The organism is Acidiferrobacter sp. (assembly GCF_054609335.1).
The window spans coordinates 1-26,921 of record NZ_JBTRWP010000002.1 but is presented as its reverse complement, the minus strand read 5'-3'; the positions used below and the strand labels follow the sequence as shown (position 1 = coordinate 26,921).

Annotated in this window: 25 protein-coding genes and 1 pseudogene; 8 read left to right on the top strand and 18 right to left on the bottom strand. The window is 64.4% G+C overall.

Going from position 1 to position 26,921, the window contains the following annotated elements; translation table 11 throughout:
* Positions 1 to 230: 230 nt before the first annotated feature.
* The 11 genes from ACYCTF_RS00750 to metG form a co-directional block, all read right to left on the bottom strand.
* The gene (locus ACYCTF_RS00750; RefSeq protein WP_461282969.1) at positions 231 to 671 is read right to left on the bottom strand and encodes a DUF1841 family protein; all 441 of its coding nucleotides are present in this window, start codon (positions 669 to 671) and stop codon (positions 231 to 233) included.
* Positions 671 to 1,780 (bottom strand): FIST C-terminal domain-containing protein, encoded by a 1,110-nt coding sequence (locus ACYCTF_RS00745; RefSeq protein ID WP_461282970.1) that lies wholly within the window; start codon positions 1,778 to 1,780, stop codon positions 671 to 673. The genes ACYCTF_RS00750 and ACYCTF_RS00745 overlap by 1 nt, the downstream gene beginning before the upstream one ends.
* Positions 1,678 to 2,412 carry an endonuclease III gene (nth, locus tag ACYCTF_RS00740; RefSeq protein WP_461282971.1) on the bottom strand — a complete coding sequence of 245 codons (735 nt, stop codon included), beginning with the start codon at positions 2,410 to 2,412 and terminating at the stop codon, positions 1,678 to 1,680. Before nth ends, ACYCTF_RS00745 begins: the two co-directional genes overlap by 103 nt.
* 16 nt (positions 2,413 to 2,428) lie before the next feature.
* The gene (locus ACYCTF_RS00735; RefSeq protein WP_461282972.1) at positions 2,429 to 2,845 is read right to left on the bottom strand and encodes a hypothetical protein; all 417 of its coding nucleotides are present in this window, start codon (positions 2,843 to 2,845) and stop codon (positions 2,429 to 2,431) included.
* A 26-nt stretch (positions 2,846 to 2,871) separates the two neighbouring features.
* Positions 2,872 to 3,516, bottom strand: coding sequence for an RnfABCDGE type electron transport complex subunit B (locus ACYCTF_RS00730; protein WP_461282973.1), 645 nt, complete (start codon positions 3,514 to 3,516; stop codon positions 2,872 to 2,874).
* Between the two features lie 61 nt (positions 3,517 to 3,577).
* Positions 3,578 to 4,144: a 7-cyano-7-deazaguanine synthase gene (locus ACYCTF_RS00725; RefSeq protein ID WP_461282974.1), complete on the bottom strand. Its 567-nt coding sequence runs from the start codon at positions 4,142 to 4,144 to the stop codon at positions 3,578 to 3,580.
* A 109-nt stretch (positions 4,145 to 4,253) separates the two neighbouring features.
* Positions 4,254 to 7,376, bottom strand: a complete 3,123-nt coding sequence (locus ACYCTF_RS00720) for an efflux RND transporter permease subunit (protein ID WP_461284408.1) — start codon at positions 7,374 to 7,376, stop codon at positions 4,254 to 4,256.
* Positions 7,376 to 8,278 (bottom strand): efflux RND transporter periplasmic adaptor subunit, encoded by a 903-nt coding sequence (locus ACYCTF_RS00715; protein WP_461282976.1) that lies wholly within the window; start codon positions 8,276 to 8,278, stop codon positions 7,376 to 7,378. The genes ACYCTF_RS00720 and ACYCTF_RS00715 overlap by 1 nt, the downstream gene beginning before the upstream one ends.
* 9 nt (positions 8,279 to 8,287) lie before the next feature.
* The gene (locus ACYCTF_RS00710; RefSeq protein ID WP_461282977.1) at positions 8,288 to 9,538 is read right to left on the bottom strand and encodes a TolC family protein; all 1,251 of its coding nucleotides are present in this window, start codon (positions 9,536 to 9,538) and stop codon (positions 8,288 to 8,290) included.
* Positions 9,539 to 9,585: 47 nt separating this feature from the next.
* Entirely contained in the window at positions 9,586 to 9,945 is a 360-nt protein-coding gene (locus ACYCTF_RS00705) for a hypothetical protein (protein WP_461284407.1), read from the bottom strand.
* 141 nt (positions 9,946 to 10,086) lie between these two features.
* Entirely contained in the window at positions 10,087 to 12,144 is a 2,058-nt protein-coding gene (gene metG / locus ACYCTF_RS00700; protein WP_461282979.1) for a methionine--tRNA ligase, read from the bottom strand.
* Positions 12,145 to 12,326: 182 nt separating this feature from the next.
* Here metG and apbC point away from each other — a divergent pair, with 182 nt between their 5' ends.
* From apbC to ACYCTF_RS00665, 7 genes and pseudogenes are all read left to right on the top strand, one after another.
* Entirely contained in the window at positions 12,327 to 13,418 is a 1,092-nt protein-coding gene (apbC, locus tag ACYCTF_RS00695; protein ID WP_461282980.1) for an iron-sulfur cluster carrier protein ApbC, read from the top strand.
* Positions 13,419 to 13,464: 46 nt separating this feature from the next.
* A pseudogene (locus ACYCTF_RS00690) lies at positions 13,465 to 13,797 on the top strand (dCTP deaminase); the annotation flags it as partial.
* A gap of 3 nt (positions 13,798 to 13,800) precedes the next feature.
* Positions 13,801 to 14,763: a dCTP deaminase gene (locus tag ACYCTF_RS00685; protein ID WP_461282993.1), complete on the top strand. Its 963-nt coding sequence runs from the start codon at positions 13,801 to 13,803 to the stop codon at positions 14,761 to 14,763.
* Positions 14,764 to 15,161: 398 nt separating this feature from the next.
* Entirely contained in the window at positions 15,162 to 15,503 is a 342-nt protein-coding gene (locus tag ACYCTF_RS00680; RefSeq protein ID WP_461282981.1) for a winged helix-turn-helix domain-containing protein, read from the top strand.
* Positions 15,500 to 15,928 carry a TOBE domain-containing protein gene (locus tag ACYCTF_RS00675; RefSeq protein ID WP_461282982.1) on the top strand — a complete coding sequence of 143 codons (429 nt, stop codon included), beginning with the start codon at positions 15,500 to 15,502 and terminating at the stop codon, positions 15,926 to 15,928. The genes ACYCTF_RS00680 and ACYCTF_RS00675 overlap by 4 nt, the downstream gene beginning before the upstream one ends.
* A gap of 89 nt (positions 15,929 to 16,017) precedes the next feature.
* A complete protein-coding gene (locus ACYCTF_RS00670; RefSeq protein WP_461282983.1) occupies positions 16,018 to 16,944 on the top strand; it encodes an extracellular solute-binding protein in 927 nt (308 codons plus the stop codon).
* A 215-nt stretch (positions 16,945 to 17,159) separates the two neighbouring features.
* Positions 17,160 to 18,365 carry a glutathione-independent formaldehyde dehydrogenase gene (locus tag ACYCTF_RS00665; protein WP_461284406.1) on the top strand — a complete coding sequence of 402 codons (1,206 nt, stop codon included), beginning with the start codon at positions 17,160 to 17,162 and terminating at the stop codon, positions 18,363 to 18,365.
* Positions 18,366 to 18,392: 27 nt separating this feature from the next.
* Here ACYCTF_RS00665 and ACYCTF_RS00660 read toward each other — a convergent pair whose 3' ends face one another.
* From ACYCTF_RS00660 to coaBC, 5 genes are all read right to left on the bottom strand, one after another.
* The gene (locus tag ACYCTF_RS00660) at positions 18,393 to 18,803 is read right to left on the bottom strand and encodes a DsrE family protein (RefSeq protein WP_461282985.1); all 411 of its coding nucleotides are present in this window, start codon (positions 18,801 to 18,803) and stop codon (positions 18,393 to 18,395) included.
* A 5-nt stretch (positions 18,804 to 18,808) separates the two neighbouring features.
* A complete protein-coding gene (locus ACYCTF_RS00655) occupies positions 18,809 to 19,315 on the bottom strand; it encodes a DUF302 domain-containing protein (RefSeq protein ID WP_461282986.1) in 507 nt (168 codons plus the stop codon).
* A gap of 138 nt (positions 19,316 to 19,453) precedes the next feature.
* Positions 19,454 to 20,854, bottom strand: coding sequence for a phosphomannomutase/phosphoglucomutase (locus ACYCTF_RS00650; protein ID WP_461282987.1), 1,401 nt, complete (start codon positions 20,852 to 20,854; stop codon positions 19,454 to 19,456).
* Positions 20,855 to 20,902: 48 nt separating this feature from the next.
* Positions 20,903 to 21,352, bottom strand: coding sequence for a dUTP diphosphatase (dut, locus tag ACYCTF_RS00645; protein WP_461282994.1), 450 nt, complete (start codon positions 21,350 to 21,352; stop codon positions 20,903 to 20,905).
* 8 nt (positions 21,353 to 21,360) lie between these two features.
* A complete protein-coding gene (gene coaBC, locus ACYCTF_RS00640) occupies positions 21,361 to 22,563 on the bottom strand; it encodes a bifunctional phosphopantothenoylcysteine decarboxylase/phosphopantothenate--cysteine ligase CoaBC (RefSeq protein WP_461282988.1) in 1,203 nt (400 codons plus the stop codon).
* A gap of 87 nt (positions 22,564 to 22,650) precedes the next feature.
* On the opposite strand from coaBC, the gene radC reads away from it, so the two are divergent.
* A complete protein-coding gene (radC, locus tag ACYCTF_RS00635) occupies positions 22,651 to 23,325 on the top strand; it encodes a RadC family protein (RefSeq protein ID WP_461282989.1) in 675 nt (224 codons plus the stop codon).
* Positions 23,326 to 23,329: 4 nt separating this feature from the next.
* Here the strand turns inward: radC and ACYCTF_RS00630 are convergent, their stop codons facing one another.
* Positions 23,330 to 23,809, bottom strand: coding sequence for a helical membrane plugin domain-containing protein (locus ACYCTF_RS00630; protein WP_461282990.1), 480 nt, complete (start codon positions 23,807 to 23,809; stop codon positions 23,330 to 23,332).
* The gene (gene fdhF, locus ACYCTF_RS00625) at positions 23,806 to 26,781 is read right to left on the bottom strand and encodes a formate dehydrogenase subunit alpha (protein WP_461282991.1); all 2,976 of its coding nucleotides are present in this window, start codon (positions 26,779 to 26,781) and stop codon (positions 23,806 to 23,808) included. The genes ACYCTF_RS00630 and fdhF overlap by 4 nt, the downstream gene beginning before the upstream one ends.
* Positions 26,782 to 26,921 lie beyond the last annotated feature (140 nt).

The following is a 26,921-nucleotide window of genomic DNA, read 5'->3' as shown; positions in this document are numbered from 1 at the left end:
TGTCCATAAAAAACGGGGCTAAAAGCCCCGCGTACCGTGTACGGTGATTGTGCTTCCACTTTCGGTTGACGTCCAAGCGACTCACGACTCTTTCGGTGCCCTCTTCTTTCGTGTCTGTGCTGCGCGCGGTTTTCTTTTACGCCCGAGCATCAACCCTTGACGGGTCTTCCCATGCCCTTTATCTACACGCGATATCACCACTTTGCAAGGGGTCGTGCCGAAGCCGTGCGCTATTTTTTACGACCACCCGTGCCGAGTGCGCGCAAGCGTTCGATGTAGGCCGAGTCGTCCGGCGCTATGCCCCGGCTCTGCGCCTCCCACAGGGTCTCCTCCAGGCACTCCATCATCGCGTGGCGCGCGCGATGCGCATCCTGCCAGAGGCCCTGGAGGCGCTGCCATTCGGAAGCGACGCCGGGGGGGCGATCGGTGGCGATCTGCTCAGCGATGGCGATGTGGAGGCCTAAGTGAAGGAAGGGATTGGTCCCGGAGCCCGCCGTAGGGTCGATGGTCTCGGACGGACGGCCATCGTCGAATAGCGGCTGATATTCCGGATGGGCGACCAAGGCCTCGACGATCAAGGCCTCGACCCCCGTGAGCGGCGTCTGTTCCTTGAAGTGTCGCCAAGCGTCGTAGAACACTGCGCGCATGGTGTTGCGGTCCGTCGACCACATCAGGGGCAGTTTCGTGTTGCGGCCCGGAAGAGTCCGAGCACGGCCGAATATTGATAGAGGTGGTTCGCCTCGTCGAGCGGACCGATTTCGCCGTTCCCATAGATTCCGATGATCGGAAGGCCCGGAAATCGGTGCGTTAGGAGATCGAGGTCGCGATCCGTGTCGCCATAAAAGTGCGGGCCGCGCCCGGTGCAGGGGAATAATAGCCCAAAATCCGGAGGGGCTTTGAGCCCGAGCGCAGTCCGATCTATGGTGGCACGCATATCCCTTTCCGACGCCAAGGTATCGCGCATGGCCCAGAAAAGGCGTTCGCCCCGCGTCAGGCGTTGCGCAAAGGTGATGGATTGGTCGCTCATATTGGCGGCCACGATATGGTTCAGTCGATAGCGCCCTTCCTTGATGGCCGTGGCGGGGTCGCCGAAGGTGACGCCGCCCATGATGAGATGTAAAGGGATCCGCTCCATCTCGCGCACACCGATCGGCAGGGCCTGGACCAGGACATTCAGCGCCGGGTAGTGGCCGAGTTTCAGGACGTCATAGTCGTGTACCTCCGCCACTTCGATCGGTGAAGTGAGTGCGCGCACCCCTTGCGAGGCCCCGAGGTTACCGACCAGTCCGCGCAAGGCCACTTCCCCTCGGCCATCACGCCGGACCTGTCCGCTGCTCCAGACGCGAAAGGGGCCACGTCCCAGGACGTCCCCAGCCACCGCGCCCACGCGCCGCGAACCGACATCGAGCCAGTCGGCGGCGAGGTCACCTGGCGCGACGAGGCTTAGAAGGACATCCTCGTCGTTCTTTTGGACGTGGTCGAGAAAGGCCGGGCCCCCGAATACCATGGCCGCAGCCGCCGGCGCGTCAATGATCCACTCCTCGTCGGTTAAGAGCCCCGCGGCCGTGCAGCCCGCGATCTGCGTGCAGCCGGCTACGCGCGCCGCCGCGCGTAGCGCGGGTGTCGGGTTGTCTGCGAAGTGGTGGGTCAGGAAAAGGATGACCGAGCGGGCGCTCCCTAGGCGGGCTCGCGCGAGCGCCCGGGAGACCGCCGTCGCGGCAAGCTCCGGCTGGGCCCGCGGGCCGCGCCCGAGGCCTGTGGCGACCCTGTTACTGTCCATGGCGGTACTTTATCCCGATAAGTGCACAAATCAAAGAGAACGCAGCGTTCGCACTCGGGCCTGCGCGCCTTGCAGACGTAGCGCCCATGGAGGATCAACCAATGATGGGCGTCGGCCCGAAAGCGGTCCGGCACGACACGCGAGAGGCGATCCTCGACCGCCCGCACGGTCGGGCCCGGGGCGAGGCCAAGTCGATTGGCAACGCGAAAGATGTGGGTGTCCACTGCGATCACGGGCTCGCCGAAGGCGGTATTCAGGATGACGTTCGCGGTCTTGCGGCCCACACCCGGCAGGGCCTCGAGGGCTGCGCGTTCGCGGGGAACGTGCCCGGCGTGGTCGCGGACCAGGATCTCGCACGTCTGGCGGATATGGCGGGCCTTGGTGTGGTAAAGGCCTATGCTGGCGATAAAGGCCTTCAATTCGCCTTCACTGAGACACAGCATGGCCTGCGCGTCCGGGGCGGCCTTGAAGAGCGGCCCCGTCGCCTTATTGACGGCCCGGTCCGTCGACTGCGCGGATAGCAGCACGGCGATCAGGAGCTGAAAGGGGCTCCCGTAGCAGAGCTCGGTCGTAGGGTGCGGGTTGCTCTCCCGGAGACGTTCGAAGACCGTCTCGCGGGCCGCAGCCGGCATCCGGACCCGCGACGCCTTAGACGTGCCGGTAGCGGCCAATGTCGGGCGGGGCCTCGCGAGGCGCCTTCTCACGTTCGGTCAGCAGCGCCTTCATCATCGTCTCGTAGTCGTGTTCGAGCTTGTGGGACTGCTCCTCGCCAAGCTTAGGGAAGATCACGTTGGCGATGAAGTCGCCGAGATCGGCCAGGGCGGTTGCCCATTTGTAGCCATGGAGATGGAAATTGGATTCGGCGTGTTGCCCGAAGGGGTAATGCTGGAAATCGACTGCGCGTGTCACTTTGAGGTCCGGGTCCTGGTCGACCATGGACTTGGCGAAGTCGTACCACCACCGGTAATAGCGTTCCTGGAGTTCCAGGCTCAATTGGTTCTTCTCGAAAAAGGCAAAGGCGCTGATGCGATTGGCCTTGCCACCGAAGGGGTAATGTCCGGACATGAGGGTTCCTCGTGATACGGTCGACGCTATTCGCCGCGCGCTATTCTACGGTCGCGCGTGGGGCCTTGCCAACCGCGTTCGCGGCGCGTCTGCTCGAGGGCCTCGCGGATCTCCCGGCGCTTGCGTTCACGGTCGGCGTGTACCGATGGCCGCTGTTGGGGGGCGCGCGCCCGCCGGCTCTTGCGGTAAGCGCGCAGACGCGCCCGTCGGGCCTCTTCTTGCGAACGATCCGGCCAGGGCCCGTGCGGTGGATCCTCGTGGGTCTGGATCGTGAAGCAGTCGACCGGGCAGGGGGCGAGGCAGAGTAGACAGCCTGTGCACTCCGTGGCCACGACGGCGTGCAGCAGCCCCGGCGCGCCGACGATGGCATCCACGGGGCAGGCGGGGAGGCAGCGGGCACAGCCTATGCAGGCCGTGGGGTCTATGGCGACCAGGACCCGCGGGGCCGGCCGCCGCTCACCCTCCCATGCGTGCGCCTCGCGGCCGAGAAGCGCGGCCAGGGCAAGGCGCGTCACGTCGCCGCCGGGCGGGCAACGGTTGATATCCGTGCCCCCCGAAAGGAGTTTTTCGGCATAGGGGCGACAGCCGTCGAAGCCGCAGAGTCGACATTGGGTCTGGGGCAGGAGGGCCATGACGGCCGCGAGCGGGACGGGACGGGTATTGCTGATCATGACGCGAGTCTGCCGCGCGCGGAGGCGGGGCGCAAGCCGCCCGGAGAGGTCTTGAGGCCGTTTACGAATCGCAGGCAAGCGCGTGCGCGCGCGAGCGGCACTGCGGGCAGCGTCCGCATGGCGTGCGCCGTCCGAGCAGGCAGCTGTAGGTCACCGTGTAATCGACCCCAAGGGCGCGACCACGCGCGACCACCGCCACCTTGCTCAGCTTGCGGTAAGGGACCTCGAGTTCGAGTCCGAGCGCCGCCAGGGTGTCTGCGAGCGCCGCGATGAAAGGTGGCGCCCCCTCGCGATGCCCCTGATCATCACGCTGTAGACCAAGCAGCACACCGCGCGCCCTCAGGGCCAGTGCGTGGTTGGCGGCGAGGCTCACGGCCAGGAGGTTGCGGGCCGCAAGCGGGACATGAGGCTTCCAGACAGCCGCGGGTGCGAGCGCCCCCAAGCCCTTGAGCGCGACTGCCGTGAGCGGTGTACCGGTGCGCGCGCAGAGGGCGGTCGCGGCGGCCCGCTCCGCGCGCGCGGCGCGTTGGCCGTAGTCGATGAACAAGGCGCGCAGGTCGCTCGATCCGCACCGCTCGTGGAGCAGGGTCGCGCTTTCGATTCCGCCGCTCAGAAGAAGGATAGACATGGGTCCCCGCAGGCTTTTGCCTCACGGCGCGATCCGTCGGCCGCGGCGCCCGTGGCCCCGGCGATCCCTCCCCGGGGCATTGTCACTTTCGTCTCGGCGCATCGGCGCGTCAAGCCGGGGTGCCCCGCGTGCGAGCCTGGTCGCGCCAGCGCAGGGCGCGATAGACGCTCGGGATGACGATCAGATTGAGTGCAGTAGAGGTCACGAGGCCGCCGAGTACGACAAAGGCCAGCGGGCGCTCGAGCTCCTTCCCGACCGGCGATCCCCACAGGAGCGGCAATAAGCCCAGGGCGGGCGCAATCGAGGTCATCAGGATGGGTATGAGGCGGTCGAGCGTACCTTCCTTTACCACCTCGTCGACCGACCGACCGTCGGTCTCAAGTGTCTTGTAGTGGCTTATGAGGATGATCCCGTTGCGCGCGGTTATCCCAAAGAGCGCGATGAATCCGATGACGGCGGCGGTGCTCAAGGTGGATCCCGTGAGCAGGAGCGCTGCGACTCCCCCGACCATGGCCAGCGGCAGATTGACGAGCACAAGCAAGGCGTCGCGCAGCGAGCCAAAGGCCTTCTGGAGGAGCAGTGCGGAGACTATGATCGCGAGCAGACCAAGACGCCATAGGGTCGTGTTCGCGCGCTCCTGACTGCGGAAGGTGCCGCCGTAGCGTACGAAGTAGGCCCGCGGCAGGGAGACCTTAGCCATGCGCGTCTTGACCTCGTGGACCACCGAAGACAGGGCCCTTCCGGCTACGTCGAAGGTGAGCAACAAGACGCGATGCCCGTGCGCCCGCCGAATTTCGAAAGGTACTGGGCGCACTTGGACCGACGCGAGCTCGGCGAGCGGCACGACGGCATGTGGGCCCAGGGCCGGGGCGTCCACGGGCAGCCGGCGTAGGACGCGCGCGGAGCGCCTCGCGCCGTGGGCGACCCGCAGGGTGATCGCAAATCGCCGCGGGCCGTGGAGGACGTGACCGATCGGTGTGTCGTTCAGGTAGAGGTTGATGTCCCGCAGCAACCGCCCTGCGGACACGCCGTAATGGGCGTCGCGCCCACGCCGTGGCGTGATGACGATCTGCGGGACACGGATCTGCTGCTCCAGATGAAGGTCGACGACACCCGGAACGGGCGCGATCACCCGGCTTGCGGCCTTGCCGATGCTATAAAGGCGGCGCAGGTGTGGCCCGTAGATCTTAACGGCCACGTCCGCCGGTACGCCCGATTCCACGTCATCGATGCGATGGGCAATGAATTCGCCCAGATTGAAGGCGGCCCCGGGGATTGTCGCAAGCCGGCGCCGGATCTCGCCGAGCAGCACATGTGGTGATTGCGGACCGCGGTGAAAATCGATGCGTAGATCGAATTCGGAGTTGTTCGGAGTGTTCGCCCCCGGCGTGAGTGTTCCGGCGCCGGCGCGCTGGTCGACCGACACGATCTGGGGGAAGGCTGCGAGATCGCGCCGAACGACAGCGCCGAGGCGCATCGATTCTCGCCATGGGGTTCCGGGAAGCGTAGTCATGATGAGTATGTAATTGCCCTCATGGAAAGGTGGCAGGAATGAGCGCCCAAGGTGCGCGAGGCTCGCTCCGGCCGCCAGGACCGCGACGAGCGCAAGCACCGCGATAGTTCGCGTCCATGGCAGAACGCGTTCAAGGAGGCGCAGGTAATGACGCTTGAGGAAGCGGACCAGGCCCGTTTCGCGCTCAGCGCCGGGCCCTCTCTGGCCGAAACGGCTGAACAGCAATGAACAAAGGGCCGGCACCAGGGTCACCGACACGATAAGCGAGGCGAGCATGGTGGCCAGATACGATATACCGAGGGGCGAAAAGATCCGTCCAGGTATGCCGTGCATGAAGAAGACCGGTAGAAACACCAGGATGACAATCGCCGTGGCATAGACGATGGAGTTCAACACCTCGCGCATGGCATGGAGGATGACGCTATTGGTGTCCTCTTCACCCGACCGCTCGTGGGCCAGGCGCAAACGACGGACGATGTTTTCGACGGTAATGATCCCGTTGTCGACTACCTCGCCTATGGCGACAGCGAGCCCACCAAGCGTCATGGCGTTGACGCCAGCATGAAAGGCGTAAAGGATCAAGGCCCCGAGGGTGAACGAGGCAGGTAAGGCGACAAAGGTCGCAAGCGAGGCCCGCCAGTTCGCGAGAAACACGAGCAGCACGAGGATCACGATGAGCGCGCCCTGCCAGAGCGCGGTCCAGAGGTTGTGGATTGCGGCCTTGATGAAGGTCGATTGCCGGAAGATATGGGTGTTCATCGTGACGCCAGGCGGGAGCGCGCGCCGCGCCGCACGCAGGGTATCCAGTACGTGCCGAGTGGTCGTGATGGTACCGGCCCCGTAAGCCTTGTACACGGTCCCGACAACCGCAGGCGCCTGGCCCAAGGCCGCAGCGCCCAGGCGGATGGCGTGCCAGCGGCGGACATGGGCGACCTGGGCCAAGGTTATGGGGAGGCCGCCGCGCGTCGCGGCCAGGGTATGCCGCAGGCGTGAGAGCGCGTCGCCTTCGTGGAGCCGACCGGCCGCCGATACGATCAATTGCTGCCCGGACGTCTCTACGAGACCGCCCGGCAGATCCCGGCTTACGCCGCGCACGGCGCGTGCCACATCGCCCACGCTGATTCGATAGGCCTGCATGGCAGTAGGGTCGAGCGCGATCTGGTATTGCGTGACGGCGCCGCCTATATCGGCGACGTCGGCCACCCCACCCACCGAAAGGAGTCGGGGGCGGATCACCCAATCGGCCAGGGTGCGCAGCTCTTGAGCGGGTAGGACCGGGCTTGTGAGCGAGTACTTGACGAGCCATCCGATGGCCGACGTGAGCGGGAAGATCTCGGGTCCATCGACGCCCGTCGGCAATCGTGACTGCAGGTTCTGGAGCCGTTCGGCGATCAGCTGGCGATCATGGTAAATGTTGGTGCCAGCGTGAAAGACCACCGTCACGAGCGATACCCCAAGCGTGGTCTTCGAGCGGACCACGCGTATCCCCGTCGTGCCGCTCACTGCGGTCTCGATCGGATAGGTGACGAGCGCTTCCATGTCACGTGGCGCCATGCCAGGCAGGGTAGTACCTATCACCACGCGCGGCGTGGCGAAGGCCGGAAAGACGTTTATAGGCATGCTGCGCCAGGCAATCAGGGCCACGCCGGCGAGAATGGCGAATACCCCGAGGACGAGGGCACGGCTGCGCAGAGACAAGCGGATCAGAAAGTCGAACATCAGCTGTCCGCCTTGAGTTTGCCGCCGGTCAACCACAGCGTATAGAGCTCGGCGTTGCCTTGCGTAACGACGCGCGCGCCGGCTTTGAGTCCCGAGACCCCGCAATAGCCGTGTTCGCATAGACCTACTCCTATGGGCGTGTAGCGAAAGCGGCCGGGGGCCGTCGCGACGAACACTGCGGTTCGGCCGTTTGCATCCACGATGGCCGCCCTCGGTACGGCTACGGTGCGGGCGATCCCGACAATTATGCGTGCGCGGGCAAAGAGTGCGGGTTTCAGTGTCGGGGGCGTAGCGGCAAGCGAGAGCCATATCGTCTGTGCGCCGCGGCGCGGATCGATGTGCGGGGCCATCATGACGACGCGCCCCCGCAGGCGCGCGGCGACCCCAAGCGCGCGGATGCTCGCCTTCTGTCCCACGCGGACGGATGCGATGTCCTTCTGATAGACATAGGCCTTAAGCCAGAGCCGGTCGGGCTTGATCAGATAGTAGAGGGCAGTACCGGGACCCACGGCCTCACCTAGGATCGCGGGCCTCGTGTCCACGACCCCGCTCATCGGGGCATGGACGAGAACGCTTGCCGGTGGATTTCCCACGAGCAGGGATTGCACGCGCGCAAGCGGCGCGCCCCGATGCACGTAGCTCCCTATGGTGGCGTAAAGGGCGGTCACGCGGCCCCGAATCCGTGGTGTCACCACGGCTTTTGCGCCCGGAGGCAAGGTAAATGCGCCATAGAAGGTTCGATGGGCGCGGAGCGTACGCACGCGCGCCTGGGCAAGTCTTGGAGCGAGCGCTTGCATGTTCGCGGGGCTAATTTGGACCACGGGGGAACGGCGGGCGAGAGCGGGAACTGTGGTGAGGGCGAGCGCCAGTATGGCGGTCGCCCCGACAGGGATCTTTATCATGGCGTCTCCTTAGGGTCCGCCCAGGGCGATGCGCAGGGCAGTACGAGCATCCGCTGTCGCGGCGTTCGTCTTAAGCCACGCCGTGGTCAGGGTGAGTTGATCCGTGAATACCGCAAGGGCGCTTGCAGTCTGTACCTGACCCAGCCTCAGGCCTTGCAGTGCCAAGGCCGTTGCATGCCGCGCTTGCTTGCGCAGGCGGGCAAGGCGGCGCTCGCGCGTCTGCAGACGTTGAAGCGTGAAGAGATCGCGGGCGACGGCGTGGCGGATGCGCCAGCGCAGCGCTCGCAGGCGCGCGCGCGCCTGAACGACCTGGGCCACGGCCGCGGATCGGTTACCTTGGTTGCGGTTCCAGAAGGGTAAGGGCAGCGAGGCGCTCAATTCGAGGGATCGATCGATGGGTTGCGGTGGTACACCACGCAGGACTTGACGATCAAGCGCGACACCTGCGCCTATCGTTATCCACCCCAGCCGCCGGGCGTGTTGGTAGCGGCGCACGGATTGCCGGTAGCGGCGGTCGCTCGCGGCCAGGCGAAGGTCTGGACGGCGCGCCAAGGCCGCGATTGGCGCAAGTGCCGCGGCCGGCGGCTGCCAGCGCGAGGGTCTCGGGGGCGACCAGTCATGGCGCGGGCGGTAACCTACCAGGGCGACGAGCTGGGCTTTCGCTGCGTGTCGCCGCGAGCGCCATGTGCTCTCCAAAAGACGTGCCTGAGCTTGGAGGAGGCGGGCGCTACTCACCCCGAGAGGCGATATCTGAGCGGCATGCGCCCGCGCCAAGACGAGCTGAGTCAAGATGCCGTCTCGGGCGACTAATTTCTTGGCCACCGTCACAGCGGCAATAGCGCTAGTCCAGCGCGCATAGGCGCGCGCGACTCTCCCACGTAGCTGCCAGGCTTGCGTCTCGAACGCGTCCTGGGCGCGACGTACACCGGCTCGTCCGGTCGCGACATGGCGGGCGATCCGCGAAGTCAGAGGGACGGCCTGCGTGAGCATGACGCGCGTGCTGAATTCTCCAGGGCTGCCCAGCACGCCGCCGGTGCCTCCGGAGACGCTCAATCGCGGGTTGGGCCATAGACGATCCTGTCGGGCCAAGCCGCGAGCGACCACGACATCCTGACGGGCGGCTGCCAGAGTCGGGTTGTGTTGCATAGCGAGGGTCTCGACTGCCGCGAGACTTAGGGCCTGTGCCGGGATCGGGGCTAGGCCCGGCGCCGAAATCAGGGCGAGCACCAAGGCGCGCGCCGCACAAAAAGGGATGCGCATAAGGCCTTCTCATGGGATTCAGGGTGCGCCGCAACGGCGCCTGGATTCTACGAGATGAAGGCGAGGATCGGTGGGGCGTTGGGTTGCGCGGGCCTGTGGCGTCGCCGCTCCAGGAGCGGTGGCGCGTCCGTGGCCGGTCTCGAAAAGCCGACCAGGATCATGGCGATGACAAGGAATACCGCAACGACCATGGGTAGGGCCGCCGATGCACTGGCGAGCTTGCTCGCGGTCTGGGGTCCTATGGCGTTGTGCACCGCGGCGCAGGCTTTGCCGTCGTGCGATGAGTGGTGACCCTGTGGCGCCATGCAAGCCCACAGCGTCCCGAGCCATAAGATCAGGATCAAGGGGCTTATGAAGTGTCTAAGCGGCCGGGTTCTCACCTTGCCGATGATCGCAGCCCAGCGCATGCCATGTCAAGGCGACCGCTCCCGGGGCAAGGTGTGGCCACAGGTTCGGTATCAAGATGCGAGACCAAAGACGGGGCCGCTATGCCTGGCGCTTGTGGTCACGCGACTCCATGCAGGCTGGGCCATTCGCGCGACGGCGGATCAGCGGATCGTCATGCCTGGTCGCGCGCCCTCTCCGGGATTGAGGACCACGAGACCCTGCGCGTCGGAGGCCGCGAGCACCATGCCCTCGGAGACGCCGAAGCGCATCTTGCGAGGCTTCAGGTTGGCCACACAGACGACCAGGCGGCCCACGAGATCTTCCGGAGCATAGGCATGGCGGATACCCGCGAACACGGTTCGTAGGCGGCCTTCGTTCAGGTCGAGCGAGAGCTTGAGGAGCTTATCTGCGCCCTCGACATAGTCCGCGGCGACCACCCGTGCGACCCGCAGATCGATGCGCGCAAAGTCCTCGGCTGAGATCGTTCCCGCCGCCTCAGTCTCCTTCGCGGGGGTCTGCACGGTGGCGGCGCGCGCCGGCGTGGCCGCCGCCTTGGGCGCGGCACCCTCCATCCCTCCCTCATCGATGAGGGGCGCGAGATCGGCCGCTTCTATGCGTCGCATGAGGTGCACATAGGGTTGTATGGCGCAGGCAAGTCGTGGCGTCTTTATGCTCTCAAAGTTCAGTTCCGGTCCCCCGAGCAAAGTCTCCACCTTGGCTGCGGTCTCTGGAAGGATGGGTTTCAGGTAGGCGATCAGGACCCGGAACAGGTTCAAGGCCTGAGTACAAACGCCCCGTAATTCCGTGTGGCGTTCAGGGTTCCGCGCGATTTCCCAGGGACGCGTCTCATCGACATAGCGGTTCGCGCGGTCGGCGAGATCCATGACGATCTTCACGGCGCGGCTGTATTCGCAGGCCTCGTAACCGTCTTCGATGGCGGCGCTCGCCTTCAGGAATTCAGCGTAGAGCAAGGCATCGGGCAGCACATCGGCCAGGGTGTTGTCGAGGTGTCGGGCGAGCAGTTGCGCCGAGCGGCTCGCGATGTTCACGAGCTTGCCCACGAGGTCGGCGTTGATGCGGGCGCGGAAGTCATCGAGATTAAGATCGATGTCTTCGATCGCGCCGTTCAGTTTGGCCGCGAAATAGTAGCGCAGGTACTCGGCCGGGAGGACATCGAGGTAGCGGCGCGCGGTTATGAAGGTCCCACGCGACTTCGACATCTTCTTGCCATTGACGGTCAGAAAGCCATGCACATGAATGGCCGCGGGCTGCGCGAAGTTAGCGGCCTTGAGCATGGCCGGCCAGAACAGGCCGTGGAAGTTCAGGATGTCCTTGCCGATGAAGTGATGGATCGTGTATTGCGACCACTGTGCGCGCACGGCATCGATATCGAGGGCCCGACCCTCGAGGCGGGACCGGAGTTGCCAGAAGGTCGCGATATAGCCGACCGGGGCATCCAGCCACACATAGAAGTATTTATCCTTGGCACCCGGGATCTCGAATCCGAAGTAGGGCGCATCGCGGCTTATGTCCCAATCGCTCAGGCCTTCGGTCAGCCATTCGGCGAGTTTGTGGCCGGCCTCCTTGGGGAGCGCATCGCTGGCCGTAAAGACCTTGAGGTCGTCGCTGAAGTCGCCGAGCTTGAAGAAATAGTGCTCGGAGCTCTTGGTGATGGGGGCGGCTCCACTCAAGGCCGAGACCGGATGGATAAGCTCCGCGGGTGTGTAGGTGGCGCCGCAGGACTCGCAGGAATCCCCGTACTGGTCGGCGGCATGACAACGCGGGCATTCGCCGCGGATGAAGCGGTCCGGAAGAAACATCTGCTTGACCGGATCGAAGGCCTGCTCGATGGTGCGCGTGGCGATGTGGCCCGCCGCCGCAAGCCGCATGTAGAAATGTTCGGACAGGGTGCGGTTTTCGTCGCTGTGTGTGGACCCGAAGCGGTCGAAGGAGATGCCGAAGTCGGTGAAGTCGCGCAGGTGTTCGGCGGCGACGCGCGTAATGAGCTGTTCGGGCGAGATCCCTTCGGCCTGGGCCTTCAGCATGATGGGGGTGCCATGCGTGTCGTCGGCGCAGAGGTAGTAGCAGACCCGGCCGCGCAGCCGCTGATAGCGGACGAAGACGTCGGTCTGGATGTATTCGACCATGTGGCCGATATGGATAGGCCCGTTGGCGTACGGCAGCGCGCTCGTCACCAGCACTTTGCGGTCGTTTGGCATGCGATTTTCCCCTAGGACGCCGAAAGGTAGCAGATCAGGGGGGCGCGGCCAAGTTCGGCGCGGGCCCCGAGGTCGGTTCCGGCTCCTGGGGGCTGCCGACCCGTTCCGGTTTTGGGCCGCCCGGTGTAGGATGGCGAGGCTAAACCCCGTGGTCCGGCAGGGCATTTCAGGAGAAGTACACTATGGCGGATGTCTCCCAGCTTCAGGTGGAAACGGCCTTGAAAGAGGTCATAGACCCGTATTTGGAGCAGGATTTGGTGACCGCGAAGGCCATCAAGCAGATCAAGGTGGACGGTGACGCCGTTTCGGTCGAAGTGGTCCTGGGTTATCCCGCAAACGGCGTGAGGGACGCGCTCGCAGCGCGCTTGCGCGACAAGATCTTGGGGGTCAAGGGGGTCAAGACGGCGCATGTGACGGTCGAGTCCCGAATTGTGGCCCATGGCGTCCAGAAGGGAGTCAAACCCATCCCTGGGGTCAAGAATATTATCGCCGTCGCTTCCGGCAAGGGGGGCGTCGGCAAATCCACCACCGCCGTGAATCTGGCCCTGGCGCTGTCGGCGGAGGGGGCGAAGGTCGGCATCCTCGATGCGGACATCTATGGCCCGAGCCAACCGCGGATGCTCGGTTCGCGCGCCAAGCCCGAGTCCAAGGACGGGCGGCGCATGGAGCCGGTCCCGAGCTATCATCTGCAGTCGATGTCCATAGGCTATCTGATCGACGAAGAGACCCCTATGATCTGGCGCGGTCCCATGGTCACCCAGGCCCTGGAGCAGCTCTTGCGCGACACCAACTGGCAAGATCTCGACTATCTCGTGGTCGACCTGCCTCCGGGCACGGGCGACATCCAGCTTACGCTCGCGCAGAAGGTGCCGGTGACCGGTGCCGTGATCGTCACGACCCCCCAGGACATCGCTCTGCTCGATGCCCGCAAGGGTTTGAAGATGTTTGAAAAGGTCGAGATCCCGGTGATCGGTATCGTGGAGAACATGAGCACCCATATCTGCAGCCAGTGCGGCCATGAGGAGCATATTTTCGGGGCCGGCGGTGGGCTCAAGATGGCGGAGCAGTACGATGTCGATTTTCTGGGCGCCTTGCCCCTTGATCTGCGCATCTGTGCCGACGCTGACGGCGGTCGGCCCACGGTCGTGGCCGATCCCGAGGGCCGCATCGCGGAGATCTATCGGGAGATCGCGCGGCGTATCGGCGGGCGGCTCGCGCTCATGAAGAAGGATTTCTCGGGGAGTTTCCCGAATATCGTCATTCAAAACACCTGACGGCGTCAGGGCCTCTGGGAGGAGACCGGCGCGGTCCGGGTGAGGGATGAGCATAAAATCCGACAAATGGATCCGGCGCATGGCGCAGGATCATGGGATGATCGAGCCCTTCGAGCCCGGTCAGGTGAAGTCGCGGGGGGAAGAGCGCCTCGTGTCCTTCGGCACGTCGAGCTACGGCTACGATATTCGTTGCTCCAACGAGTTCAAGATCTTTACGAACATCAATTCCGTGATCGTCGATCCGAAGAACTTCGACGCCAACAGCTTCGTGGATTTTCACGGCGACGTATGCATCATACCGCCCAATTCCTTCGCGCTGGCGCGCACCGTCGAATACTTTCGTATCCCGCGCAACGTTCTTACGATCTGTCTTGGTAAGTGCGTGACCGGCGATACGCGCGTACTCGACGCTGACACGGGCGAGTACCTGCGCATCAGGGATTGGGGCCGGGCGCGGCGCACCGCGGCACTCGCCCCTGGAGGGATGCGTCAGGCGCGGGTCGCGGCGCTGGCCTCCCATGGGGTCAAACCTGTATGGCGGCTCGTCACGGAAAGCGGCCTATCGCTTACTGCGACGGCTAATCATCCCTTACTTACGCCCACGGGCTGGGTGCCGCTTTCGGATCTCGCCGTAGGCGATAGGCTTGCGGCCGCCGTGTCGGCGCCTTTTTTTGGCACCGAGCCTTTGATCGCCCCCGAGCGACTCGGGCATCTGGTGCGGGCGCAGGCGCAGGCCGGCATGATCGATGCCCTCCCGGATGCGGTCTTTCGCGCCCCGCGTGCCGATGTCGCCCGTTTCGTCGCCGTCGTCATGAAGGATTCCGCGAGTGAGGGCCTCTTGGCCGCGCGCCCTCTGATCGATGAGTTACGCCACTTGGCTACTCGTCTTGGTCTGTCCTGCCGGACAGTCGAGGAAGGTCTAGGCGCGCGCTTGCTCACACAGGACAGAGCCCTCGCGTATCGCGGCAACGGCACCGATGGTGCCTATGTTCGGGGTGCCGCCGAGTGGGATCGGGTGGCGGCCATCCATCCCGCGGGTCAAGAGCCGGTCTACGATATCGAAGTCCCCGGATTGCACAATTTCCTCGCCAATGGGCTGATCGTGCACAACTCCACTTACGCGCGCTGCGGCATCATTGTCAATGTGACGCCCTTCGAGCCGGAGTGGGAGGGCCACGTCACGCTCGAGTTCTCAAACACCTCACCCTTGCCTGCGAAGATATACGCGAACGAGGGGGTGGCGCAGGTGATCTTCTTTGAGGCCGGCGAAGCCTGCGAGACCTCCTACAAGGATCGGGGCGGCAAGTACCAAGGTCAGAAGGGCGTAACCCTCCCCAAGACTTAGGCCATGCAGCCCCGGGGCCCGGTGGTTTGCGGGGCCCCGGCGCTATCGACTGGCCCGCATCGCGATGGGCGCAATGATCCGGCGCCGCTGGACCGCGTGGCGGCGCTAGGGGCTGCGGCGTGCCTGAATAGGGGCGCGAGCGCGCTGCCTTATCGGCGTACGACTTACCCTAGAGCGCCGTAAACCCCCTTTATTCAGGGCGGGGATATCAGGCGTAATGTCGGCTACACTCATTGATAAGGAGCCCTTTCACGCCACGAGATCAGTTCTTTATTCTTTGTTCCGAGAGGGAGGCTTCGCGCCCCCACTGACACGTCATCGGTACCCATAGCTAGGGCGTGCGACCGCAGGATGCGTTATGGCGCGGAACTAAGTCACGAGATCCAGGAGGGATCTTTATGAGGGATGAGATGCGGCCGCCCTCGCGCGGCGCGGGACGCATCGAATTGCTGGAGAAGATCGGCGAACTCGGCTCCATATCGGCCGCCGCTCGCGCCCTCGGCCTCAGCTACAAGGGCGCCTGGGAGGCGGTTGAGCGCATCAATAATCTCGCCGCTTCGCCCCTGGTTGTACGGACTCCCGGAGGTCGCAGCGGCGGGGGTAGCGCACTGACCCCTTTCGGTCTTCAGGCCTTGTCGGCATTCCGGCGGCTCGAGGGCGAGTATCAGCGGTTTCTGGGGGCCTTGCAGGGGCAGCAGGACCTTGATCATTTCTTCCGGCTCATGAAGAATTCGACATGAGGACAAGCGCGCGTAACGAGTTTGTAGGTCTCGTTAAAGGCATCCGGAAAGGGGTGGTCAATACCGAGGTCGTGCTGGATATCGGCGACGGCCTGTCTTTGGCGGCGGTTGTCACCAACGAGAGCGTGGACCACCTCGGGCTTGCCCTTGGCGTCGAGGCCTGTGCCCTCATCAAGGCCCCGTGGGTCATCGTGACGGCTGCCGACGGGGCCTTGCGCACCAGCGCGCGCAATACCCTCTGCGGGACCGTGGTCCGCTGCCATAAGGGCGTGGTGAATTGCGAGATTGTGATCGAGCTCGAGAGCGGCAAGACCATAGCCGCTGTGATGACCAAGGAGAGCCTGGAAAACCTCGGGCTGGAGGAGGGTATGGGTGCCTGTGCCTTGATTAAGGCCTCACATATCATTCTCGCGGTCACCGGCTGAGATAGAGCGCAAGACGCCACGGGTTCGATGATAAGGGTCCGGTGCGCGTCAGTGCGGCGAGCGCCGTCAGGCGATATTTTGGGGGGCTTATGGGTTTGACGAGACGGCAGTTTTTGTGGGGGGCGGTGGGCGGGCTTTCCGCGTTTTCGGTGCCTGAGCTCGCCAGGGCCCGTGCGCGGGCTGTGTTGCAGGTGGCGTACGCCGGTTCCATGGGCGCACTCATGCATGGCGGTGTGGCGCCGGTGATGGCGCGTGATTTCGGCCTGCGGATCGAAGGCCGTGCCCAGGGGGCCTTGGGGCTGGCCCACATGATCATGGCCGGCACCATCCGTCCGGACGTGTTCATCTCGATCACGCGTGGGCCCATGGATATCGTGTTGCGTGCGGGCCATGCGCAAGAGGCCTTCGCCGTGGCAAGCACCGAACTTGTCCTCGCCTATAGTCCGCGCACGCCCCTGGCGGCCGCGTTTGCCAGGGCGGGGCGTGGCGGCCATAAGCCCTGGTGGCGGGTCTTGGAAGAGCCGGGCGTGCGCTTTGGCCGTACGGACCCACTGACCGATCCGCAAGGTCTCAATGTCCTCTTTATGATGGATTTAGCGGAGCGCTACTACGGCGTGCCTGGGCTCGTCCGGCGGGTCCTGGGCCCTGTCGTCAATGATCGCCAAATCTTCCCCGAGCCCGAGGTCATGGCGCGTCTCCAGGGCGGCCAACTCGACGCAAGCTCGGCCTACAAGCCGCAGCCGGCCGCCCTGGGCCTGCCTTACCTGACCTTGCCGCCTTCCATCAATCTTGGTGATGCGGCCTATGAGAAGACTTACGAGACCGTGTCATTGCGCCTGCAAGGCCGCGTGCATAGACCATCCCCCCTCGTGTTCTACGCCGCGGTCCTGCATGGCAGTGGGAACGCGGTGGCGGCCCGTCGCTTCATCGCCTGGCTGCGCGCGCCGGCAGGTCAGGCGGTGCTGCGCCGCTATCACTATGACGGCCCCAGGGGTGCACCCGCGCTACGCGCTTAAGGTCGCCGCCGGGGTCAGGCAAGCGGGTCCCCGTGAATGGGGTGGCCCGGGGGAGCGGGGCGCGCGCAAGTCACCTTCGAACGAGGACCAAGGCCGGATAGCGGCGAACTCGCGAGATCCTTCTGGGTCTCTGTAAGCAGATCTCGGGAGTGCGCTGCGCAGGCCGCAGATGCCCCAGGGTGTGACGCGAACCAGCCCAGTCGAGGGGATTGCCTATGAAAGCCGTGGTGTACGAAGGGGAAAGTCGGATGCGCGTGGTCGACGAGAAGGAGCCTGGGACCGCAGGCGTCAAAGACGCGGTGCTCAGGGTCACGACCTCGGCGATCTGCGGAAGCGATCTCCATATGTACGAAGGACGCACAGCCCTCCCGAAAGGGCATGTGGTGGGTCATGAGATCATGGGTGTCATCGAGCGCGTGGGTGAGGCGGTCACGAGTATCAAACCGGGCGATCGGGTGGTGCTGCCGTTCAATATCGCCTGCGGTTATTGCTACAACTGCCACCGCGGCTTGACCAATATGTGCCTCACCATGGATGCCCAGAAGCCACATGCCGCCTACGGTTATGCGGGCATGGGGCCCTATGGCGGAGGACAGGCCGAGTACGTCCTGGTGCCGAACGCGGACTTCAATTGCCTGAAGCTTCCCGGCAAGCCATTCGATTCATGGGAAGAGGATTTCATTCTGTTGGCTGACGTGTTCCCCACGGGCTTCTACGGGGCGGAGCTTGCCCAGGTGGCGGCCGGCAAGAGCGTGGCGATCTTCGGGGCCGGCCCCGTGGGCCTCATGGCGGCACTGAGCTCTTTGCTCAAGGGCGCCTCGGAGGTCTATGTTATCGATTTCGTGCCCGAGCGCCTCGATAAGGTCAAGGAGTTGGGCGCGACCCCCATCAACGCCCGCGATGGCGATCCGGTGGAGCAGATCTTCGCCCTGCGCGCCAAGCTGCCTGGCTTGCGGGGGCGTCTGCGCCCAGGCGAAGACAAGCTGAAGGGTGTCGAGTGCGTGATCGATGCCGTGGGCTATCAGGCGCGGGACGACCGGGATTATGCCCGTGAAAAACCGACGCAGGTCCTGGAAAACATGGTGAAACTCGTGAATCCGGCCGGCCACATCGGCATCGTTGGGGTGTATATAGCGCCGGACCCCGGCGGGAAGACGGCGGAAGCCAAGCAAGGCGTCTTCGCGTTGCCTATGGCGGAGCTCTTCGACAAGGCCGTGACCGTCGGCATGGGGCAGTGCCCTGTGAAGCTCTATAACGAGTCTCTGCGCGACCTCATCATTGCCGGGCGCGCCAAGCCCAGCAAGATCGTGAGTCATCGGATCGCGATCGACCAGGCTCCCGAGGCCTACCAGAAATTTGACCAACGGGTGGATGGTTACACCAAGGTCTTGATTCAGTTCCCGGGGGCGCGCGCGGCTTGACGGTGTACCCATGACTCGGGCGCGCTCTCAGGGCCGTACGTAGGCCCAGCCCTGGCGCTCGCGGCGCACGATCTCGGCCACCCCCGAGGGAACGTAGCGCACGAAGGGGAGGATCGTCGAGAGCTTGAGCCCCACCTTACGAATGCTGGCTTTGCAGGCCTCGATCGTGACCCCCGATGCATGGAGGGCATCCAGATTGGGGGCCACGGGCGAGTCCTTGAGTAGCATGCGCGCTGCGCGGGAGAAGACCACGACCTCGATGCGATTGCCGGGCATGCCGGTGGCTCGCTCGAGGTTGCGGACATTATGGACGGCCACCTTCCAGGTGGCGGGGGAGTTCGTGCTTACCTGGAAGATCACCCCGGTCGCGGCCGCATGGCCCGGCGCCGGGGTCGCCAGGAGGACGGTGAGCACCAGGGCCCAGCCGGCCTTGTGCACCGGCTCTACCAGTTACCCCGGGCGCCGGCCCAGAGGATGGAGTCGAGGTCGTTGCGTACCCGTAGGGCTTGGCTGCGCATTTTGCCCTTCAGATGCGCCCCATTGATGATCATGTTGAGATTCAACATTTCGAGCCAGACACGGCCGCGCGAGGCCACCATCGTGATGCGACAGGGAAGGTAGGCAGCGAAGGCCGGGTCGGCTTCCACCATGATGTGTGCTATGGGCGGGCTGCAGAACTCATACACGGTCAGGATGCCCGATTTGATACCCATCAATTTCAGTTGTTTCGAGAGCGGCAGATCACCCACGTATTTCATATTGACGGTATTTGCTTCGATCTTCATGGCCTGCACCGCGTCTTTCGGAGAGACCCCCTTCGCGAGCGGCACTTTGATCACCGTCTTGTCGAGGTCGATGTGGGGCCCTTTGATCGCGTTCAGCGGGTTGTGCGCATAGCAGATGCCGGCGGTTCCGAGCGCTAATGCGGCTCCAGTGAGAAATCGACGCATGGTGACTGTTCTCCTCATTTTTCGGTTATTGGGTCGTGCCACAGCCCTACAGGATGGCGCCAAATCCCCGTGCTGACAACCCCGGACCCCGTCGGATCCGCGGAAATTTCCGGGGAATAATTACGCTGTGCCGTGCGTCTACCAGGTCGCCAGCGCCGGCCGCACGCCCGTCATGAGATCGCGGAAACGGGCTTGGATGCGTTCGAGCGCCTCTTGTGTCGTGCCCTCGAATCGCAACACGAGTATGGGGGTGGTGTTGGAGGCCCGTATGAGTCCGAAGCCATCCGAAAAATCTACCCGCAGGCCGTCTATCGTTGTGACCCGGGCGTCCGGGAAATGCGCGGCCTGCACCAGGAGATCCACCAAGGCGTGCGGACTTTCGGTCGTAACCTGGATCTGAATCTCCGGGGTGTTGACGGTGTTGGGGAGCGCGCCGAAGACCGCCGCCGGCGGCACGGGGCTCTTGGCGAGGAGCTCCAAAAGCCTAGCCCCGGCATACAGCCCATCGTCGAAACCGGTCCAGCGTTCCTTGAAGAAGATGTGGCCGCTCATCTCGCCGGCGAGCAGCACGTCGCCCTGCCGGATGCGGGCCTTTATGAAAGAGTGCCCGGTCTTCCACATGAGGGGGCGGCCGCCGGCCTCCCGTATCGCCTCGTCCAGGGCGCGCGAGCATTTGACATCGTAGAGGATCTGGCCATTGGGGTGGCGGGACAGGACGTCGCGGGCGAAGAGTATGAGTTGTCGGTCCGGCCAGATGATGGCGCCATCCGGCGCCACCACGGCCAGGCGGTCCCCGTCTCCGTCAAAGGCAAGCCCGACATCGGCCCCTTCCGCGATAACGCGCTTCTGGAGGTCTCGCAGATTTTCCGGCTGACTCGGGTCGGGATGGTGGTTGGGGAAGTGTCCGTCAATTTCGCCGAACAAGGTGGTGATAGAGCAGCCCAGCGCGCCAAAGAGGGCTGGGGCGACCTCTCCGGTCGCGCCGTTGCCGCAGTCAAGCACGACCTTTAAGGGGCGCTTTAGCCGCACATCGCCTGTGACCCGATCGAGATAGGTCTGGCGGATGTCGGCGGAGCGGCTCGTTCCGGCGCCGCTTGCAAGATGGCCTTCGACGAGGCGTTGGTAGAGCGCCGTGATCTGCGCGCCGGACAAGGTCTCGCCGTCGAGCAGGATCTTCAAACCGTTGTATTGGGGCGGGTTGTGGCTCCCGGTCAGCATGACGCCCGACCCGGTCTCGAAGGCCAGGGTGGCGAAGTAGAGCAGCGGGGTGGGCACGAGCCCTATGTCGATGACGTCGCAGCCGCTTGCGGTGAGTCCCGCACTTAAGGCCTGAAGCAGTGTCGGTCCCGAAAGCCTCCCGTCGCGGGCGATGACGACCGTGGAGCGACCACGGTCACGCGCCTCGCTGCCGATTGCCTGTCCGATGGCGCGCACATGCTCGGGTTTTAACTCGACGTCGACGATGCCCCGTATGTCGTAGGACTTGAAAATGCCGGCGGGCGGAAGATCGGTACGTGTTGCGGTGGAGGTCGGGGTCATCGGTCACATGTCTCCTGGTGGGGCCCGTGGCCGGGCGAGGTTGGTATGCTAACGGATGCCCGAGTGACCGAAACCGGACTCGCCACGCTCGGTCGCCTGCTCGAATTGGTCGACGATACGGAAGTGTGCCGTGACCACCGGCACGATCAAAAGCTGGGCCACGCGGTCGCCCGGGGCGATCGTGAACGGCTCGCCGCTGCGGTTCCAGCAGGACAAGCTGATCTCGCCCTGATAGTCGGAATCGATGAGGCCTACGGTATTGCCGAGGACGAGCCCTTTGTGTCCAAGCCCCGAGCGCGGCAGGATGAGCGCGGCATAGGCGCGGTCGGCGATATGCAGGGCAAGACCGGTCGGCACGAGCCGGCAGTCCGACGGCGCCAGAGTGAGCGGTTCCTTGACGCAGGCGCGCAGATCCACGGCTGCGGAACCCGCGGTGGCGTAGGTGGGCAGCGGGAATTCCTTCCCGTAGCGTGTATCCAGGATCTTGAGATCTACAATGGGTCCGGTCACGCGTGTGTGTTCCTCGGTAAGCGTTTGATGATCTCCGTCACGATCTGGCGCGCAATCTCGGTCTTGGGCGCGGCGGTCCACGCGACGGTGCGGTCTCTATCGATCAGGGTCACGCGGTTTTGATCCTCTCCAAAGCCGGCACCCGGCTCCCCCACGGGGTTTGCGATCACGAGATCGAGTCCCTTTTTTTCGAGCTTGGTGCGGGCGTGGCTCTCGAGTTCCTCGGTCTCGGCTGCGAACCCTACGGTAAACGGCCGGGGTTGCCATTGCGCAACCTCGGCTAGAATGTCGGGGTTCCGGACGAACGTGATGGTTAGGGTGTCCGCCTGCTTCTTCAGTTTCTGTGGCGAGATTGTTTCCGGTCGATAGTCGGCGACGGCGGCGGCGCCCACGAAAAGCCGCATCCTGCCGCGGTGGGCAAGGACCGCCTCGCGCATCTCAGCTGCGCTGGTGACGAGGACCCGGTGCACCCCCGGAGGGGCGGCCAGGGCCGTGGGACCCGACACCAGGATGACCTGCGCCCCTTGCTCGGCAAGTGCCGCCGCGATGGCGTAACCCATCTTCCCGGAGCTTCGGTTGGTGAAGCCGCGGGCCGGGTCCAAGGCCTCATAGGTAGGGCCTGCGGTCACGAGTGCCGGGATATCGCGCAAGGCGCCGGTTTCGCTCCAGAGTCGCTCAAGGACGGCCACGATCTCGGCGGGTTCGCTCATGCGCCCAGGGCCGTTCTCACCACAGGCCTGAGGGCCTTGTCCGGGCCCCACGAACAGCACGCCCCGCCCCAGGAGTTGCGTGTGATTGGCACGCGTCGCCGGATGTTCCCACATTACACGATTCATGGCGGGTGCGACACAGAGGGGGGCCTCAGTGGCTAGGCAGAGGGTCGTGAGCAGGTCGTCCGCGGCGCCGATCGCAAGTCGCGCCAGGAGGTGGGCCGTCGCAGGCGCGATTAGCACGACGTCGGCCCAGCGGGCAAGGTCGATGTGAAGCATCCCCATGCCCTCGTCGTCGACCAGTTCCGCGCCCACAGCCGCAAGGGCCCCGGGAGCGACGAAACGCGTGGCGCTCCGTGACAGCACGACACGCACCTCGGCGCCCGCGGCACGCAGTTGGCGCACCAGTTCCGGCGCTTTGTAGGCGGCTATGCCACCTGTGATGCCAAGCACCACCCGACGATCTTGAGGCGAGGCCCTATCCCGCATGTCCCGTTCCCATCCTTTTGGCGAGCCGGCGATTTTCCGGACGGCGCGCGGTGCCTCCTCTTGCTATCGTAGCGGTAAGGAGTCGCCATGACCATTTCCGCTTGGCCCGTAGACGAACGTCCGCGCGAGCGCCTGTTACAACACGGCCCCGAGGCTCTGTCCGACGCCGAGCTCTTGGCCATTGTCCTGAGAACCGGGGTGAGCGGCAAGACTGCCGTGGACCTTGCGCGCATGTTGCTTGCGCGATTCGGGGGATTGCGCGGTCTGCTGACAGTCGAGCAGGGTGCGTTTTGCGAGGCACCCGGTCTTGGGCCTGCCAAATACGCCCTGGTGCGCGCCGTACTAGAGATGGGGCGGCGCCATTTAGGCGAGAGCCTGCGTCGCGACACAGTGCTCTCGTCGTCTTTGGTGACACGCCGCTATCTTACGGCCGCCTTCCGGGATCGCCCTCGTGAGGTCTTCGCCTGCCTGTTTCTCGATATCCGTCACCGTCTGCTCGTGGAGGAGGTCCTGTTCGAAGGTACGATAGACGCGGCGGCCGTATATCCGCGCGAGGTGGTAAAACGCGCCCTGGTCCATAACGCCGCCGCCGCTATTTTTGTCCACAATCATCCGTCAGGGCACGCGGAGCCGAGCCTGGCCGATCGGGATCTCACTGTGCGGCTTGCTGCGGCACTTGGCTTGATCGGCGTACGGGTCGTCGATCATCTCGTGGTCGGCGATGGCCACATCGTCTCCTTCAAGGAGCGCGGCTGGCTTTAGCGTATCAAAGCAGGGGCTCGCGCGGCGGCGGCGCCTTGGAGGGCGCCCCTTGGGCGAGGCTCTCGCCGAAGGTCTTGAGACCCCCTAGCAGGGGGCCTAAGGCGCGCCAGAGGGCGTCGTCTTGGAGGAGCCGGTAGACGCCGGTGATCCCCGGTGGATCACTGATCCCGTCGTGCGGGGTTTCGGTTTCGCGTTCCACGCCTTGTGTGGCGACCGACACGGCCTCCATGAAGCGCGAGAAGTCTTGCGCCGGCACGTGCCCCAAGGTCCGCAAGAGCGTGACGATATTTTGCACCGCATGGCGCGATTCTTGGGAGTTCAGGCCGCGGGCCACGATGAGGCCGGCGTCCGGCAGTGCCCCTATGAGTGCGGTCAGGAAACGCAGAATGCCCTGTCGGGAGAGCGCCTCCAGGAGTTCGAGGAGCTCCTTTTCCGCGGCCGCCTCTGGCATCGGCACATGACGGTAATCGATGGGTGCGCTCATGACGGGTCTCCGGCGCGGGCGGCCACCGTGCCCGGGATGGGCCGATACTCGTCGCGCTTCCATTTGCGTTCGACCTCGACGCCGGATTGGGGGGTGCGCGTGCCAAAGCGGGGATTGGAGCGCGGCACAGGCGACGGGCCTTCGCGCGTAAGCACCTTGAGTTTCACGGTCAGCTCCTTAAAGGCGGGCGTCTGGGTCGCCGCGTCGGTGTGCTTGCCCGTCAGGCGGTTGATGGGCTCCTTTAAGGAGAATTCCACAGTGTACAGTTCGCGCCCGATGACGCGGGGGCTCACCAATACGCGAGCCTCCACGCTGCCGCGGCGCGAAGTGAGTGTCACGCAAGCCCCAGTCTTGATGCCAAGTTCATCGGCAAGCTCCGGCGATACCTCCACATAAAATTGGTTGACCTTGGAGACAATGCCTGGGACGCGGGAGGTGAGATTGCCTTCCTGGAAATGCTCGAGCACGCGCCCGTTGTTCAAGGTGAGGTCGTATTCGGCGCAGGCCCGCTCGACAGGGGCGTGCCAATGGACGGGATGGAGTTTGGCCCGGCCATCCTCGGTGTGGAAGCTCTCCGTGTAGAGGAGCATCTCGGAGTGGCCTTGGGCGTCGACCGGCCAGACGAGCGAGTTATAGCCTTCGAGGCGGTCGTACGTGACCCCGGCCAGGATCGGCGCCACCTTGCTGGCCTCCGACATGATCTCCCGGGGTCCGGCGTAGTCCCAGCGGTGACCGAAGCGTTTGGCGAGCTCGCAGAGTATCAGCCAGTCCGGTTTCGATTCCCCGAGCGGATCGAGGGCGCGCTCGAAGCGCTGGATGCGTCGTTCCGTGTTCACGAAGGTGCCTTCCTTTTCGAGGCTTGGGCAGGCCGGCAGCACGACGTCGGCAAACTGGGCGGTGGTGCTCATGAAGATGTCCTGGACGACCAAAAAGTCGAGCTTCGCCAGCGCCCTTTGGGTGTGATAGGTGTCGGCATCGACGACCGCCGTGTCCTCCCCAATGATGTACATGGCCTTGAGGTCGCCCGCGTGCGCGGCGTCGATCATGCTGTGGTTGTTGAGTCCAGGCCGGGCGGGGATCTCGACCCCCCAGGCGCGACTGACGTGTTCGCGGGCCTTCGGGTCCGAGACCTTCAAGTAGCCTGGCAGCATTTCGGCCAATGCGCCGAAGTCGCCGGCCCCCTGGACGTTGTTGTGGCCGCGCAAGGGGTAAGCCCCGGAGCCCTTTTTCCCATAGTTGCCCGTGACCAAGAGCAGATTCGAGATGGCGGTGCTTGTGTCGCTCCCAGTCGTGCGCTGTGTCACGCCCATGGCCCAGAGGGCGCAGACGCCCGAGGCGGCGACGATCATTTCGGCGATGCGTGCGATCTCGGCCTCGGGGATGCCGGTCTCGGCGTGGGCATAGGCGAGGGTGAATGGGGCGAGCGAGGCGTGCAGGGCATCCAGATTGTTCACGCGCTTTTCGAGAAATACGCGGTCCTCGAGTCCGCAGTCGAGGATGTAGCGCGTCACGGCACAGAGCCACACGAGGTCGGTACCCGGCTTCGGCCGCAGGAAGAGAGTGGCGCGTTCGGCCATTTCGTGGCGTAGGAGGTCTACGACGATTACCTTCACCAGGCCGCGCTTTAGGCGACGCTTGATGCGGCTCGCGAGGACTGGGTGGCTGTCGGCGGTGTTCGTGCCGATCAAAAGCAACAGTTCGGCGTCGTCGATGTCGTCCATGGTGCCCGAGTCGCCCGCATAGCCCACTGTGCGCATGAGCCCCTTGGTAGCCGGACTTTGGCAGTAGCGCGAGGTGCAATCAATATTGTTCGTGCCGATGACGCCGCGCGCGAACTTTTGCGTGAGATAGACCTCCTCGTTCGAGCCCTTGCTCGTGGCTACAAAACCCAGGGCATCGGGCCCGTGGCTTGCGCGAATCGCACAGAATCGTTCATGGATGCGCGCCAAGGCCTCGTCCCAGCTGGCCTCGCGAAACGCGGACCCTTCGCGAATGAGGGGTTTGACGAGGCGGTCCGTGCTGTTCACGAAGTCCCATCCGAATTTGCCTTTGATGCAGGTCGAGATACCGTTGGCCGGCCCCTGTTCCGGTTGGATCTTCAGGATATTGCGGCCGCGGGTTGTGATATCGAAGGAACACCCTACACCACAGAAGGTGCACACGGTCTTCGTGATCTTCTGCTCCGCATGGCGCAGGTATTCGTCGATCTTCGATAGGGCGGTGATCGGGATGTAGGTCGTGGTCTGCTCCACGCCCTTCACGAAGTCGATCATTTCGCGCTTTAGCGGCGCGGGCCAGCCGGTGAAGGGACCGGCCTTACCGAGTAGGGTCTTTTCCATGAGGGCGTTACAGGGGCATACCGTCACGCAGTGGCCGCAGGACACGCAGCTCGACTCGTTGATCGGCTGGCCCCCGTCCCATAGGACGCGTGGATGCTCGAGTTCCCAGCCTATCGTTAGGGTTTCATTGACCTGTATGTTCTGGCAGGCCTCCACGCAGCGTCCGCAGAGGATGCATTGCAGAGGATCGTATGTGTAAAAGGGGTTTGAGGCGTCGGCGGTATAGGGCTTGGACCTATAGGGGTAACGCTGATGGCGCACGGAGAGCCTGTCGACCGCATCGTGGATCTCGCAGTCGCCGTTATTGTTGTCGCACACGGAACAGTACAGTTCGTGTTTTTCGAGGACCCGGTCCAGACCTTCACGACGCGCCGCTTCCGATGCGGCATCCCGGGTTCTGACCTCCAGGCCGTCATGGGCCAGCAGGGTGCAGGCGCGGACGAGCACGCCGTCGGCCGTGACAAAGCAGGTGTCGCAGGTTTTTATGGGGCCTAAGGCCGGGTTGTAGCAGAGATGGGGGATGTAGTGGTGGGCGCGGGCCAGGGCGTCGAGCAGGTTTTCGCCCACATGGCTTGCAATATCAAGCCCGTCGATACGTATGACGCAAGGGTGCAGGTGCAGGTCGGCGGACACAAGGCCTCCTTTAGGTGCTCGGCGGCTTGGCAATGCGCCCGCTGCCGCCCGGGATGGTGGGGCTACTCTAAGGCGCACACGTCCGCGGTTGTTATCGGCAAAAGGTGCGAGACCGGGCAAGACCTGAGTCCTTTCCGCCC

Coding starts and splice junctions, on each gene's coding strand:
- radC (WP_461282989.1), top strand. CDS start 22,651: ATGACCATTTCCGCTTGGCCCGTAGACGAACGTCCGCGCGAGCGCCTG.
- ACYCTF_RS00720 (WP_461284408.1), bottom strand. CDS start 7,376: ATGTTCGACTTTCTGATCCGCTTGTCTCTGCGCAGCCGTGCCCTCGTC.
- apbC (WP_461282980.1), top strand. CDS start 12,327: ATGGCGGATGTCTCCCAGCTTCAGGTGGAAACGGCCTTGAAAGAGGTC.
- ACYCTF_RS00670 (WP_461282983.1), top strand. CDS start 16,018: ATGGGTTTGACGAGACGGCAGTTTTTGTGGGGGGCGGTGGGCGGGCTT.
- ACYCTF_RS00750 (WP_461282969.1), bottom strand. CDS start 671: ATGTGGTCGACGGACCGCAACACCATGCGCGCAGTGTTCTACGACGCT.
- ACYCTF_RS00730 (WP_461282973.1), bottom strand. CDS start 3,516: ATGATCAGCAATACCCGTCCCGTCCCGCTCGCGGCCGTCATGGCCCTC.
- ACYCTF_RS00725 (WP_461282974.1), bottom strand. CDS start 4,144: ATGTCTATCCTTCTTCTGAGCGGCGGAATCGAAAGCGCGACCCTGCTC.
- ACYCTF_RS00680 (WP_461282981.1), top strand. CDS start 15,162: ATGAGGGATGAGATGCGGCCGCCCTCGCGCGGCGCGGGACGCATCGAA.
- ACYCTF_RS00745 (WP_461282970.1), bottom strand. CDS start 1,780: ATGGACAGTAACAGGGTCGCCACAGGCCTCGGGCGCGGCCCGCGGGCC.
- ACYCTF_RS00650 (WP_461282987.1), bottom strand. CDS start 20,854: ATGACCCCGACCTCCACCGCAACACGTACCGATCTTCCGCCCGCCGGC.
- ACYCTF_RS00705 (WP_461284407.1), bottom strand. CDS start 9,945: ATGCGCTGGGCTGCGATCATCGGCAAGGTGAGAACCCGGCCGCTTAGA.
- metG (WP_461282979.1), bottom strand. CDS start 12,144: ATGCCAAACGACCGCAAAGTGCTGGTGACGAGCGCGCTGCCGTACGCC.
- coaBC (WP_461282988.1), bottom strand. CDS start 22,563: ATGCGGGATAGGGCCTCGCCTCAAGATCGTCGGGTGGTGCTTGGCATC.
- ACYCTF_RS00710 (WP_461282977.1), bottom strand. CDS start 9,538: ATGCGCATCCCTTTTTGTGCGGCGCGCGCCTTGGTGCTCGCCCTGATT.
- nth (WP_461282971.1), bottom strand. CDS start 2,412: ATGCCGGCTGCGGCCCGCGAGACGGTCTTCGAACGTCTCCGGGAGAGC.
- ACYCTF_RS00655 (WP_461282986.1), bottom strand. CDS start 19,315: ATGCGTCGATTTCTCACTGGAGCCGCATTAGCGCTCGGAACCGCCGGC.
- ACYCTF_RS00630 (WP_461282990.1), bottom strand. CDS start 23,809: ATGAGCGCACCCATCGATTACCGTCATGTGCCGATGCCAGAGGCGGCC.
- ACYCTF_RS00665 (WP_461284406.1), top strand. CDS start 17,160: ATGAAAGCCGTGGTGTACGAAGGGGAAAGTCGGATGCGCGTGGTCGAC.
- ACYCTF_RS00675 (WP_461282982.1), top strand. CDS start 15,500: ATGAGGACAAGCGCGCGTAACGAGTTTGTAGGTCTCGTTAAAGGCATC.
- ACYCTF_RS00735 (WP_461282972.1), bottom strand. CDS start 2,845: ATGTCCGGACATTACCCCTTCGGTGGCAAGGCCAATCGCATCAGCGCC.
- ACYCTF_RS00715 (WP_461282976.1), bottom strand. CDS start 8,278: ATGATAAAGATCCCTGTCGGGGCGACCGCCATACTGGCGCTCGCCCTC.